At 46.3% G+C, this 13,033-nt stretch carries 13 protein-coding genes; 11 read left to right on the forward strand and 2 right to left on the reverse strand.

The genetic code is table 11. The features are described from left to right. Positions 1 to 33: 33 nt before the first annotated feature. From K6Y31_RS06700 to K6Y31_RS06740, 9 genes are all read left to right on the forward strand, one after another. The gene (locus K6Y31_RS06700) at positions 34 to 1,902 is read left to right on the forward strand and encodes a bifunctional alpha/beta hydrolase/class I SAM-dependent methyltransferase (RefSeq protein ID WP_233052034.1); all 1,869 of its coding nucleotides are present in this window, start codon (positions 34 to 36) and stop codon (positions 1,900 to 1,902) included. A gap of 220 nt (positions 1,903 to 2,122) precedes the next feature. Then, a complete protein-coding gene (locus K6Y31_RS06705; protein ID WP_233052035.1) occupies positions 2,123 to 3,556 on the forward strand; it encodes a phosphatase PAP2/dual specificity phosphatase family protein in 1,434 nt (477 codons plus the stop codon). Further along, entirely contained in the window at positions 3,557 to 4,042 is a 486-nt protein-coding gene (locus tag K6Y31_RS06710) for a hypothetical protein (RefSeq protein WP_233052036.1), read from the forward strand. Between the two features lie 52 nt (positions 4,043 to 4,094). Next, positions 4,095 to 4,805, forward strand: a complete 711-nt coding sequence (locus tag K6Y31_RS06715) for a lysophospholipid acyltransferase family protein (protein WP_233052037.1) — start codon at positions 4,095 to 4,097, stop codon at positions 4,803 to 4,805. Beyond that, a complete protein-coding gene (locus tag K6Y31_RS06720) occupies positions 4,802 to 5,761 on the forward strand; it encodes a phosphatidate cytidylyltransferase (RefSeq protein ID WP_233052038.1) in 960 nt (319 codons plus the stop codon). The genes K6Y31_RS06715 and K6Y31_RS06720 overlap by 4 nt, the downstream gene beginning before the upstream one ends. A 30-nt stretch (positions 5,762 to 5,791) precedes the next feature. Next, positions 5,792 to 5,962, forward strand: a complete 171-nt coding sequence (locus K6Y31_RS06725; RefSeq protein WP_233052039.1) for a hypothetical protein — start codon at positions 5,792 to 5,794, stop codon at positions 5,960 to 5,962. After that, the gene (locus K6Y31_RS06730; RefSeq protein ID WP_233052040.1) at positions 5,911 to 6,312 is read left to right on the forward strand and encodes a hypothetical protein; all 402 of its coding nucleotides are present in this window, start codon (positions 5,911 to 5,913) and stop codon (positions 6,310 to 6,312) included. The genes K6Y31_RS06725 and K6Y31_RS06730 overlap by 52 nt, the downstream gene beginning before the upstream one ends. Before the next feature lie 69 nt (positions 6,313 to 6,381). Then, on the forward strand, positions 6,382 to 6,930 hold the full coding sequence (locus K6Y31_RS06735; protein ID WP_233052041.1) for a DUF1287 domain-containing protein: 549 nt from the start codon (positions 6,382 to 6,384) through the stop codon (positions 6,928 to 6,930). A 91-nt stretch (positions 6,931 to 7,021) separates the two neighbouring features. Further along, entirely contained in the window at positions 7,022 to 7,873 is an 852-nt protein-coding gene (locus K6Y31_RS06740; RefSeq protein WP_233052042.1) for a DUF6279 family lipoprotein, read from the forward strand. Between the two features lie 9 nt (positions 7,874 to 7,882). Here K6Y31_RS06740 and K6Y31_RS06745 read toward each other — a convergent pair whose 3' ends face one another. Next, on the reverse strand, positions 7,883 to 9,088 hold the full coding sequence (locus tag K6Y31_RS06745; RefSeq protein ID WP_233052043.1) for a multidrug effflux MFS transporter: 1,206 nt from the start codon (positions 9,086 to 9,088) through the stop codon (positions 7,883 to 7,885). A 146-nt stretch (positions 9,089 to 9,234) separates the two neighbouring features. Between K6Y31_RS06745 and K6Y31_RS06750 the strand changes: the two genes are divergently transcribed. Continuing rightward, positions 9,235 to 10,197 (forward strand): LysR family transcriptional regulator, encoded by a 963-nt coding sequence (locus K6Y31_RS06750; RefSeq protein WP_233052044.1) that lies wholly within the window; start codon positions 9,235 to 9,237, stop codon positions 10,195 to 10,197. Between the two features lie 31 nt (positions 10,198 to 10,228). After that, positions 10,229 to 10,567 (forward strand): hypothetical protein, encoded by a 339-nt coding sequence (locus K6Y31_RS06755; protein ID WP_233052045.1) that lies wholly within the window; start codon positions 10,229 to 10,231, stop codon positions 10,565 to 10,567. Positions 10,568 to 11,110: 543 nt separating this feature from the next. Here the strand turns inward: K6Y31_RS06755 and K6Y31_RS06760 are convergent. Then, positions 11,111 to 12,994, reverse strand: coding sequence for a methyl-accepting chemotaxis protein (locus K6Y31_RS06760; protein WP_233052046.1), 1,884 nt, complete (start codon positions 12,992 to 12,994; stop codon positions 11,111 to 11,113). Positions 12,995 to 13,033: the final 39 nt, after the last annotated feature.

The following is a 13,033-nucleotide window of genomic DNA, read 5'->3' on the forward strand; positions in this document are numbered from 1 at the left end:
TATTTTAACAGCTTGCAAATTAGGAAACGCATTATGAATACCGTTACAGAACATGACGCAACCCTTGATAGACCAGAGACAGAGGATTTAGCTAATCAAACCGTTGCGGAGGTTGCCGAAAACTCAGAGAATGCTGCTGAGGCTATCAATGAAAAAGAAACCCTCTTAAGTTTTACAACTTATGATGGCGTCGCGCTGAAATACCGTTATTGGCCCGCAAAATCGCCAAATCAAGGGGTGCGTAAAACGGTGGTGATGTTTCACCGTGGCCATGAGCACAGCGGGCGAATGGCACATTTAGTTGATGAACTGGGCCTTGATGATTGTGACTTTTTTGCTTGGGACGCCCGTGGTCATGGTGAATCGCCTGGTGAGCGCGGTGACAGCCCAAGCTTTGGCACCAGTGTGCGTGATGTGCAAACCTTTATGGATCATTTAGCGGCGCAGCATCAAGTGGATATTGAGCAAACGATTGTATTAGCGCAAAGTGTGGGCGCGGTATTGGCCTCGACTTGGGTACATGATTACGCGCCGAATATTCGCGCGTTGGTGTTAGCATCACCGGCATTTAGCATTAAATTATATGTGCCGTTTGCCATACCGGGCCTGCGTTTGTTAAAGCAGTTTAAAGGCAACTTCTTTGTTAACAGTTACGTTAAGGCGAAGTTTTTAACGCACGACCCCGAGCGCATTGCGTCTTTTGATAACGATCCTTTGATTGCTAGACCTATCTCGGTGCAAATGCTTTTAGGGTTGCACGACGCGGCTAAACGCGTGGTGGCTGATGCTGCTGCGATCAATGTGCCCACTCAGCTATTGATTTCAGGCGATGATTGGGTGGTACGTCGCAAGCCACAGCAGCAATTTTTTGAACGCTTAAGCAGTGATTGTAAAGAGCAGCACATTCTGCCTGGCTTTTATCATGACACCTTAGGTGAGCTAGCGCGTCCGCAAGCATTAGCCCGCATTAAACGTTTTGTTGAGCAGCGTTTTGCCGAGCCGCGCAAAACCAATGATTTACTTAATGCCGATAAAAGCGGTTATTTTTGCGCCGAGGCTGAATCCCTTGCCGCGCCGTTGCCAAAAGGTTCATTACGTGCGCGTTTTTGGGATTTTTATCGCTCAACACTTGCGTTTACCAGTCGCTATTCTGCTGGGGTGAAGCTGGGCTTTGATACCGGATTTGATTCGGGCAGCACCTTAGATTACGTTTATCGCAACAAGCCGACAGGCACTAATAAAATTGGCGAGCTAATTGACCAAAACTATTTAAATTCAGTGGGCTGGCAGGGTATTCGCCAGCGCAAAGTCAATTTAGAAGAGCTACTCGCTAAGGCGATGGATAAGCTGAAAAATGAACAGCGCGAAGTGAAGCTGGTGGATATTGCCGCGGGCCATGGCCGCTATATTTTAGCCGCCATTGAACAAGCAGAGGTGAAGCCGCAAGCTGTTTTGCTGCGCGATTACAGTGATATAAATGTCCGCGATGGTAATGCCCTTATTGAAGAAAAAGGCCTTGGCGAAATCGTGCAATTTGTTAAAGGCGATGCTTTTGATAAAGCAGACCTTGCAGCGCTGGCGCTAAAACCTAACTTAGCCGTGGTATCCGGCTTGTATGAGCTATTTGGTGATAACACTATGGTGTCGGGCTCGTTGGCGGGCTTATCACAAGGCATGGAAAAGGGCGGTTACTTGATCTATACCGGTCAGCCTTGGCATCCGCAGTTAGAGCTGATTGCGCGCGCCTTGACCAGCCACCGTGAAGGCCAAGCTTGGGTGATGCGTCGTCGCAGTCAGGCAGAAATGGATCAGCTGGTTGCGGCTGCGGGCTTTAAAAAGATTGAGCAGCGCATTGATGAAATGGGCATTTTTACTGTTTCTATCGCGCAAAAAGTGGATTGATAGTGGGGATAAGCTTGCGACGGTGGAGCCGCTAAGGTGAAACCGAAGCAGCGAAATCCTGCACACTTAGAAAATGAAATGTTGCTAGCAAAAACGCTGCAAGTACGTCCTTGTAAGCTTGGCTTTTTCATCCATGAAAAAGACATTTTGCTACGCAATATCCCATTTTCTCATGGTCGATTCTTGATGACGCTTTTATTCAAATGTTAGGTTCGTGAATATGTCAAAACCGCTTTCGCACGTTCAGCCTGATCCAATTTTATGGTGGCGAGGGCTGGCTTGGCTAGCAATGCTAGGTCCGCTGTTTTTTATTACCTACAGCTTTGCTAATCAGTATGCCGCGAGCTTACCCGAAGTCAGCAGTGTGGTGTTCGCTTGGGAGCGTCATATTCCCTTACTGCCTTGGACTATCATTCCTTATTGGTCGATAGACTTACTCTATGGCTTAGCTTTTTTATTGCCGCGCCAGCGAAAATTAGTCGATGCGTTAGGGCTACGTTTACTCACAGCGCAAGTGGTTTGTATTAGCTGCTTTTTACTTTGGCCGTTGCATTTTAGTGTTGAGCGGCCAGAGTTAACTGGAGTGTTTGGCACTCTATTTGATATTTTGATGGGCTTTGATAAGCCTTATAATCAAGCGCCATCACTGCATATCACCTTGCTCATTGTGTTGTGGGCCTGTTTTGCTCAGCACCTTAAAGGGGTGTGGCGCTGGCTGACCCATGGCTGGTTTGCCTTAATCGGTTTATCCGTACTCACCACTTGGCAGCATCATTTTATCGACTTGCCAACAGGCGTATTAGCCGGTTTTTTCTGTATCTGGTGTTGGCCTAATGCAGGGCGCAGCCCACTGCTGTTTTGGCGTCATGGCAAGGTTAAACCACATTATGCTTTGGCTAGTTACTATGGTCTCGCTGGCATCTTGTGTGGCGTAGTCGCGGCGTATTCTTCCGGTATTGTCTTATTGCTGCTTTGGCCTTGTGTATCATTGTTGTTGGTGGCATTTAATTACGCTTGCTGCGGCGCAATGGGTTTTCAAAAACAAGACTCTGGGCGCTTAAGTTTAGCGGCGACAGTGTTATTTGCGCCTTATTTAGTGGGCGCTTGGCTTAATTCTAGGCTGTGGACCCGAGGACAAGCGACTGCGAACGAAGTGGTGAGCGGTGTTTGGCTTGGTCGTAAACCGAGTGCGAGTGAGGCGGCGCAATATGTTGGTTTAATGGATATGTGTCCGGAATTACCGATTCGATTATCCAAGCAGTTAAGTACAGGCAATCACTATCAACATCTTGATGTGCTCGACCTTACGCCCTTAAGTGCACAGCAATGTTGGCAGGCGGCAAAAGCCATCGACTCCCTTAATCATGCACATTATCAGCCTATCTTAGTGTATTGCGCGCTGGGTTATTCGCGCAGCAGTGTGGCGTTAATGGCGTGGCTGTTGTTAAGTGGTCAGGCGCAAACCCCTGAGCAAGCCAAAGGGTTGATTGAACAAGCGCGCCCGCAAGTGGTGATCAAGGCTTATCATTTGGCGGCATTGGCGCAGATGCAGCAGTTGCCCGAGTTTATTGATTATCAGCGTCATCGCGCCGAGGTCGCCAAACAAAACAAGCAACATTTTAAGCGTCAAATTGCGGTTGATAAGGACGCTTAAATGAGCTTACAAATGAAGTTAGGTGTTCACATTAGCTTGCTAAGACGCGGCGCAGAATTAGAAAAACTCTCCCTTACTATTACTGCGCTTGCCGTTGTATTGCTGATGTGTCATGGTTTTTTAATCTTGGCGCAGTGGCAGTTAATACTATTGCTTGCCTTGGTATTGTTGGGCTTGGTTGCGAAAATGTATGCGTTGCGGGTCAGCTTAGACGCCGATCTCTTTGCGCAATTAGCCAGGTTATTGCAAAGCCAAAACGCAACCACAGATCAAGGCGCAGCCACAGATCAAGCCATTGAGCCATTACTTCGCGAATTAGATAGCGAGCTGGCCGCGCTGAGCTTAATTAAAGCGCCACAACAAACGAGGGCATTACTTCCTCGTTGCCAAGGCGCGCTGCGTTTATTGCAGCGGCAGCTTTTATGTGTGTTGTTACAGCTGCTTTTGCTGCTTGGCTTACTGTTAAGCCAAGCATTGCCATTATGATTTAATTACGCGGTCGTATTGAGTCGATTGCTTCACCAAGGAAAATCATTCCGTGAGATTTTTTATTAAGTGTTTAGCTCGTTTGGTTAGTTGGCTAATTATTACCGCCGCCAAGTTAGTCACAGGCGCAAAAGCCTTAGGCCATGTACCTAATGTTGAAACCAAAGCCAAGGCGCGGGTGTATTTTGCTAATCACACCAGTCATGGTGATTTTGTTCTATTGTGGGCCGCGCTTAACCCCAAATTACGCTCAAGTGTGCGTCCGGTAGCCGGCGCTGATTATTGGCAATCAAGTAAAATACGTCGATTTATTATTCACCAAGTGTTTAACGGCGTGCTGATCGCGCGAGGTAGCAAGAATAAGAGCGAGCAAAGCGAGCCAGTTAATCCATTGCAGCCGATGTTAGATGCCCTAAGCCAAGGTGACTCGCTGATTTTATTTCCAGAAGGAACGCGCAACCTTGCCGAGCCAACGCCGGATCACGCTACCTTTTCAGCCTCGCAGGCAAATAACACGCCATTACTCCCCTTTAAAGCGGGTTTGTTTCATTTGTTACAGCAACATCCGCAAGTAGAGTGCGTACCGGTATGGATTGCTAACATTAACCGTGTGATGCCAAAAGGGCGCAGTTTGCCTTTGCCTTTATTGTGCACGGTGAATTTTGGTGAGCCGATCCTTTATGACGGCGACGAAGACAAAGCAGCATTTTTAGCCAGAGCGCAACGCGCACTATTAGCTCAAGCCCCGGGAGAAGCACAATGAGTCAAGATATGATTTGGTTGTTCTCGGGGTTGGCCATTTTTTTAAGTGTGGCCAGTCTCATCGGCAAAACCTTGCAACTGCGCAGCGCTCGCGCTTATCGCAAAGCAGGGCAGGCAGTAGTCGACAACCCAGTGCTGGAAAACCTCGTTGCGCGCATCAATGCTTGGTGGGTAATGATTGGCGTGCTGGGTATCGCCTTTTATTTTGGTCAGCTTGGCGTGACCATTTTGTTTTTCTTTATCTCGTTTTATGCGCTGCGTGAATTTCTCACCTTAGTGCCGACTCGTAATAGTGATTATCCTGCGCTATTCGCAGCGTTTTATTTTGCTTTGCCGATGCAATACTTTTTAATTGGCATCAGTTGGTACAGCTTGTGGGTGATTTTTATTCCAGTGTATCTGTTTCTATTACTGCCGATTTTATCATCTCTTGGTGGCGACACTGCGCGCTTTTTAGAGCGAACCAGCAAGGTACAATGGGGCTTAATGATTGCGGTATATTGTGTTTCTGCGATTCCTGCGTTGTTGCTGTTAGATATTAAGGGTTTTGAAGGGCGCAATTTATTGCTGATTGCGTGGCTGATTTTGGTGGTGCAGCTGTCGGACGTGTTGCAATATGTGTGCGGTAAATTATTTGGTAAAACCAAGATAGCCCCAACGCTGTCGCCATCTAAAACCGTGGAAGGCTTTGTTGGTGGTATTGCCCTTTCGATGTTAGTGGGCGCAGCCTTATATACAATGACACCATTTCAGCCTTGGCAAGCGGCATTATTTGCCTTGTTGGTAAACTTACTCGGTTTTGCCGGTGGTATCGTGATGTCGGCGATTAAACGCGATTGCGGCGTGAAAGATTGGGGCAATATGATAGAAGGTCACGGCGGCATGTTTGATCGTATTGACTCGGTGTGTTTTGCCGCGCCGGTGTTCTTTCATTTAGTGCGCTATTGGTGGACATAAGGTTAGCGTTGGCTTAAGCAAGGATAAGTAATGAAAAAATTAACGGGTAAATGGCGTTTACGTCTAGAGCAGTTTTCCGTGTCGGTGGAAGTACAAGAGTATATTAACCCTGCGCAGCCTTATTGGCGTGAAGCCCAAGGCAGCGACTTATGGTCGAGAATGCGCAACAAAGACAAGCTGAAGTGGCAGTGCGTCATGTAAAAGGTAAAGTTGAAAAATGGGCCGATAAGCTAGGTTGGGGTTTACTCATTTTGCTAATTGGCCTGATGGCGTTGGCTGTTAGCGCGCCAGATCGCGCGCAAAGCAAGCTCACTCTGGGCATGACTCAAGCGCAAGTGTTAAGTGTATTGAATGCGCAATCCCATAAAACCATGTTATTGACTGAATATTGCGACCAGTTAGTTCAAATTAAATACCCGCAGCGATGTGGCGCTTTCGTGGCGAAGCAAACCCACCGTTTATTGATTATACCTGTCGCACTGGATGCAAGTTTATTGGTCGGCTTAAGCCAAACTGGCTTGGTGGTGCATTCAGAAATAGCTAATAATTAATGGAAAATTTTTTAAATCAAGGGTGTTAACGTGCGTCTCTGTTATTTAACCAGTCTCTTACTGATATTCATGGCACCGTTAGTATGGGCCAATTCTTTTGCCGATAACTTGGTCGATGCAGCACTATATCGCACCACACAAGAAGTGCGTTATGACGGCCGTTATATCAGCATTCCTTATCCCAATGGCGATGTACCTGCCAATATCGGTGTCTGTACCGATGTGTTAGTGCGCAGCTACCGCGCCCTCGGCATCGATTTACAGCAATTAGTGCATCAAGATATGGCGGCTAATTTTAGCGCGTATCCGTCCAAGCGTATTTGGGGCTTAACGCGCACCGATCGCAATATTGATCATCGCCGCGTGCCTAACCTGCAAACCTTCTTTAGCCGTCACGGCCAAGAGTTACCTATCAGTCAAAATAGTGCAGATTATCAAGCGGGCGATATTGTCTCTTGGATGTTGCCGGGCAATTTACCCCATATTGGCATTTTAGTGCCTGCGCCTGATAGCGACAGTAACACGCCTTGGGTGGTGCACAATATCGGCTATGGACCACGACGGGAGAGCATGCTGTTTGATTACCCCATTACTGGGCACTATCGCTTTCAGCCTTAAGGCAAGATTTGACCGAAAATAAGCTTGGCGGCGTAATGTTATAAATGATGAGGTTTCACCTCAATTCGTCAGTTGCATGGGAGTCTTTGTTGTGAAAAAAGCGTTGTTGATTGCCTTGGTACTAGTAATGACTGGTTGTTCAACTAAGTTTACCTACAACAATTTAACTTGGTTGGCTTACTGGTATCTTGATGACTATGTTGAATTAACATCAGAGCAAAAAAAGGTAATTGACCAAAAACTTTACGACTGGCAGCTGTGGCATCGCTATCAAGAATTACCTAAATACCAAACCCACCTCAACCAGTTACAACAGGATGTTGCTGAGCACAAGTTGACTATGGCTAGGCTGGAATATCATCATCAACAAATAAGTGAGCATTGGCAAAGACTTAAACAAAAAGTGGTACCGGAGTTGGTGGCATTGGCACCTATGTTAAGCAAGGAGCAGGTGGAGCAGCTTTTTGCCGAGCTGGCTAAGCGTAATGCTGAGAAGCGTGATGAATTGTTAAAAGAGCTCGCTAAGTCACCGCAAAAACAAAAAGAGCAAGCCCTTGATGAATTAACAAGTGATCTGAATGATTGGCTTGGCTCCCTAAATGTTGCGCAAGAACAACTAGCCAGTCGCGCACTTGATGACTATTTGGATAACCGCATGTTGTGGCTTGACTATCGCTCAGGCTATCAAGCAGCGTTGAAAACTCAGTTGCTTGAACTCATCCAAGCACCCGATCAGCAAAAGCAATTACGTTTAGCAGAAGACTTACTCACTCCCGAGGGTTATCGCAGTGAGCAGCTTAAGACTCGCCATCAAGCGAATGTGCTTAAGTATCGCCAATTTCTACTCAGTATGAATAATCTGTTAAGTCAGACGCAGCGACAACACCTTGTTAATGAAATCAACGAATATAATAAGGAAATCGCTGCGCTTCTACGTGAGTAATTGGATGGATTAAGCGACCTCTAGTCGTTCATGATGCCAATGACCAAGGCGTGGTATAGCCATCGTAAGTAATAAGGTGATCGCGCCACCACCTAGCATTAAAACATTGGCATAGGGGGCGCTTAAATCGGTTAATTGTACCAGCCCGGTTAACAGTGCTGCGCCGCTCATTTGCATACACCCAAGCATCGCGGTCGCAGTGCCTGCACGTTCGCCAAAGCCACTTAATGCCATGCTGGTGGCAGGGCCTAACAGCAGCGCAAAGCCAATACATAGCAGCAACATCGGCGTCATAAAATAAATAGCAGAGAGTAAGCCGCTTGAGCTAGGTAATATTTGCGTCACTACTTGCGCTATCGCCGAGTCGACTATTAGCCATAACGCTAACACCACCGTGCTGCGGTTGCCCAGCTTTTTAATCACTTTAGGCGCAGTAAAACAGGCGGCGATATTAATCAGCGCGTTAATGCCAAATAGGGTGCTGAAGGTCATTTCGGATACCCCTAAGTGCTTGATCACCCAGCTTGGCGCATAAGAAACGTAAGTTAAAATAGCGGCCATCGCAAACATACATGTCAGGGCATAAAACACAAAATGGCTGTTAGCTAGCACAGGTTGATAGCGGCTCCAACGGTATAAAGGGCCGTTTGTAATGGTGTTAGTTGGGCGCGTCTCAGGTAATTTAAACGCCACCACCACTAGTACCATAATGGCGTAAGCCATCATAAACATAAAGGTGGAGCGCCAGCCAAATTGTAATGCTAGCAAGCCGCCTAAAGTGGGCGCTAACGCGGGGATCACACATATTACGCCATTTAAATAACTGTAATACTGCGCACTTTGTTGATTGGAAAAACTATCACGCACCGCGCTAAACACCACAATTGAGGTGGCGCAAGCGGCAATGCCTTGTAGTACTCGGGCCAGTTGCAAGAATTGAAAATCACTGACATACACGGCTAATAAGCTGCTCAGAATGTATAAGCTGATACCAAATAGCGCGATGGGTTTGCGGCCAAAGCGGTCGGCTAGGGGGCCAATCAATATTTGCCCGATCCCCATGGACAAGATAAATAGCACTAAAGTCGACTGAATTTGGGTGTCAGAAACACTGAACTCCGCTGCCATTTCAGGCATTGAAGGTAAGTAAATGTCGATGGCTAACGGGCTTAATACCACCATTGACATTAAAATAGGTAATAACTTGCGGCTCATAACATGCTCTTTTTAGGTGTAGGCGCGCAGTTTAATAGATGCATGGTATGAACAGAAATGGCATTATTTCAATAAAGATTTTCTGATTTGGAATAACTGAGTTTAAAAACTAAGTTGAAATAAAACTGGATCCCATAGGCATTACAATGAATACAGATCACTTGTCTCGAATAGACCTTAATTTATTAGTCATACTACAAGTGCTGCTTGAAGAAGAGAGCGTTACTCGCGCCGCGATCCGCTTGCATTTGAGCCAATCAGCTCTGAGTAAAAGCCTTAATCGTTTACGCAGCAGCTTAGAAGACCCGCTGTTCACTCGCACGGCTTATGGTTTAAAACCCACCGCTCATGCCTTGCAATTAAAACAGCAGCTGCCGAGCTTGCTGCAAAGTTTACATCAACTAACCCTTGCGCCCAGCTTTGATCCCGCCAGTAGCGAGCGGCACTTTTCCATTAGCATGGTCGAAAGTGCCTATGCCACTTTGCTGCCTGACTACATCGGCCCGTTATTACAACAAGCGCCTAATATTCGTCTTGATACTTTTGGCTGGGCAGAAAACTCGATGCAAGGGTTGCTGCAGGGCAAGTTGGACTTTGCCATCACTGGGCGAGATCTCACTGATGATAGCCGCTTGAAGGTCGATGACTTACCTGAAGGCATTGCTTGTGCGACTCTATTTGTTGATCGGCAAATTTGCTTAGTGCGTGAAAATCATCCCGTACTCGCCTTAGTCGAGCAGGGCTTATGGACGCTTGAGACATATTTAGCGCAAAATCATGTGCAAGTGCGCTGTGAAGGTAAAGAATGGTGGGCGCTGGATTATTTCTTAGCAGCGCAAAATAAACAACGCAATATTATTAGCACCTTACCGGATTTTTACGGCGCCGCCAGTGTGTGTGCCTATAGCGATTTGGTGTTTACCTTGCCATCCAGCTTTGTTGCGCACGCACAAAAAATTTACCCACTAAAGCAAATCCCCCTGCCGTTTGACTTTGCCCCAATGGCCTATGTTTTACTGTGGCACGAGCGCAACAACGATGAGCCTGGCCATCAATGGATCAGAGAGTTGATTTGTAACAGCGTGTCGAAGGCGCAGCAGAGGAAGTGATGCTTAGAGTGCTAAAACGGATCAGTAACCAATGAAAAAGTTAATACTGAGTCTCTTATTTTTTACCTTTATTCTTGCTACTTCACCGCAGCTAATATATTGGTGGGGGCTGTCTAAAATAAATGGGTTGCCTGTGCCTTCTAAGGTGAAACTGAGCAAGGAAAGAGAGCTGGAAATTTGGTTAACTAACCATAACACTGGTACACCAACGAGCAAACCTATCTCTCCCTATGGCTATGCAGCATTATTTTACTGTGTAGGGAACAATTCTGTCGAAGATGAGATCTGTTTTCAAAATTATCCAAGCTTGAAGATAAGCTATCTGGTGGCGAGGGAGCATGTTTACAATAAGCTAGAAGATCGAAGCTAATTCAATTGGCACCTATCTTGTGTCGCATATACAATTTGGATCACGAAAAACTGGGATATACATCAAATATTATCTGCTTACGATGGAATTAATAACAAGAGCAGGGCATCTTTTACTTTCTAATTTAGTTAGCTGGTGCACTCCGCTTAAGAAACGGGAGCTAGTTTGGATTGTAGATTTAAGAGTGTGTCCTCGTCTTATTAGCCACTTTAACAGCATTATGTTCCTTGTTTTTGACCAAAAGGTTAGGCTAAGCAACAAAAACATAAGAGCGTACAAGATGCACAAATAAGCATGAAAGCCTTCTTTCTTAAAAAGCTCTAGTGAGCTTTCAATCTTCAATTTAAGAGGCATAACTATGTCTAGAAATAATGGGAATAGTCGTGTATTTACTTAAAATTGAAGTATGTTGTACCTTCGCTCCAAGTACCAACTGCACAAGTTACTGAATGATATAAAGCAGCCTTATCACCTCAAGCGTATTACTGCTCAAGGTGATAGGGGCTTATTATTGACTGTCTGCAAACAACATCTTTAAGTCGATTACAGCTTAAAGCGGCTGATTTCTTGTTCTAACTCATGTGACAACTCTGATAGCTGGGTTGCTTGGCTAGCGGCTTCTTGTGCTTCTTGCGCCAGATCGTTAGAAACATCGCGAATGCCTTCAGTATTACGGGTGATCTCAGAGGTAACAGACGCTTGCTCTTCCGCTGCTGAGGCAATTTGTGTTGCCATATCACTGATACGCTCAACCGCACTGTGGATCTGCGTTAAGCTGGCCATGGCAGCGTTCGCATCATCGACACTAGTTCCCGCTAGTTGGTGGCTGTCATTCATAATGCCAACTGCTTTTCCGGTGGTGGATTGCAGGGTTTCAATCATCTGCTGGATTTCTTTGGTTGAGGCATGAGTACGCTGACTTAACACGCGAACTTCATCAGCAACCACGGCGAAACCGCGACCTTGATCGCCAGCACGAGCGGCTTCAATGGCAGCATTGAGGGCGAGTAGGTTGGTTTGTTCAGCAATGTTTTGAATGGTCGAAAGGATCGTGCTGATATGTTTGCCATGAGTGTCTAATTCTTGAATGACATCAGTGGCCACTTGCACTTCTTGCGCTAAGTTCTGAATTGAGCCTTGCGTTTGCGCAACTTGATCCGAGCCGTGTACACAAGCGCTAACGGCTTCCGTTGAATTATGAGCAGTATGCTCGGCATTGCCAGCCACTTCTTGTGTGGCTGCTGCCATTTCATTAATCGCCGTAGCGACCATGTTAATTTCATCTTGCTGCATTCGAATGCGGGCACTGCGCTCTTTGGCACTGTTGGCGGTATGTGCTGATTGCTCTGATAAAACGGCAGAGATATGGCTGAGTTTCGTCACCATGGTATGCATGTTACCGACAAAGGTGTTGAAGTTAAGGGCGAGTTGACCAACTTCATCGTTACTTTTTGGCTCTAAACGTTGGGTTAAATCGCCTTCGCCTGATGCTATCTCTTCTAACGCTTTTGATACTCGGCCCAAATCGCGGAATAAAAAGCTCACCAGCCACGATACCAACACAACTACCGCAATGGTGATAAGAATAGCGGTAATGATCAAATCAATTAATAGCTTAGTATGAGATGCCTCTTCTGTTGCCCGGTCCATTTCGATGGCAAAAATCCAATTCGTGTTAGGCACCTTGTTAAAGTAAAATAGCTTTTCTTGGCCTTGCAGCACAATCGTTTCAATAGAGCCTTTATTGATGGCTTGTTCAATTGTGCTCATCGTCAGAGATGATGCAAGCGAAGAGACAGGCTTAAGGGAATAGTTTTTATCTGAATGCGCTAAGAAAGTACCGTTTTGAGCATCAATTAGCATTGCCTGTGCATTCTCACCAGCATCAACACTGATCACATCCTCAATTAATTGATCAATCAGTACATCTGCGCCTACTACGCCAACAAATTGTCCATTTTGGCGAACGGGCTCGGCAATAGTGATCAGCAGCGAGCGAGTGATAGCATCTTGATAAGCGGTGGTGATGATCTGTTTTCCGGCCGAGGCTGCATCTTTATACCAAGGGCGCTGGCGCGGATCGTAGTCGGCTCGATTTCGCTCAGGGTGTGAGCGAAACATCTCTCCAGCTGGCGTGCCCAAAAAGACATCGTCGAAACCACCGGCATTGCGTGCTTGTTGTAAAAATGGCACGACATCGGGTTGCTTGGCGTAGTCATTAAAGGCTGCCGTAATATTCTTTCGAATGGCAATCCAATCAGAAATACCTTTTGAAGCGGTGGTCGCTAAGCTTGCCGCTCGGGCATAAACGCCGTTTCGAGTTTGGGCAAAGAGCTGATCTGCTGAGAGCCAAGTTAAGGCCATCGCCATAATCACGACAGCCGAGAGGCTGGCACCAATAAGCTTCTGTTTTAATGTTAATTTCATGTTTTCGTAATATGAGTTGAATATTGATTGAGATATTAT

Origin of the sequence: Motilimonas cestriensis (assembly GCF_021295315.1) — a bacterium.
GTDB classification, from domain to species: Bacteria; Pseudomonadota; Gammaproteobacteria; order Enterobacterales; family CBDFNC01; genus Motilimonas; species Motilimonas cestriensis.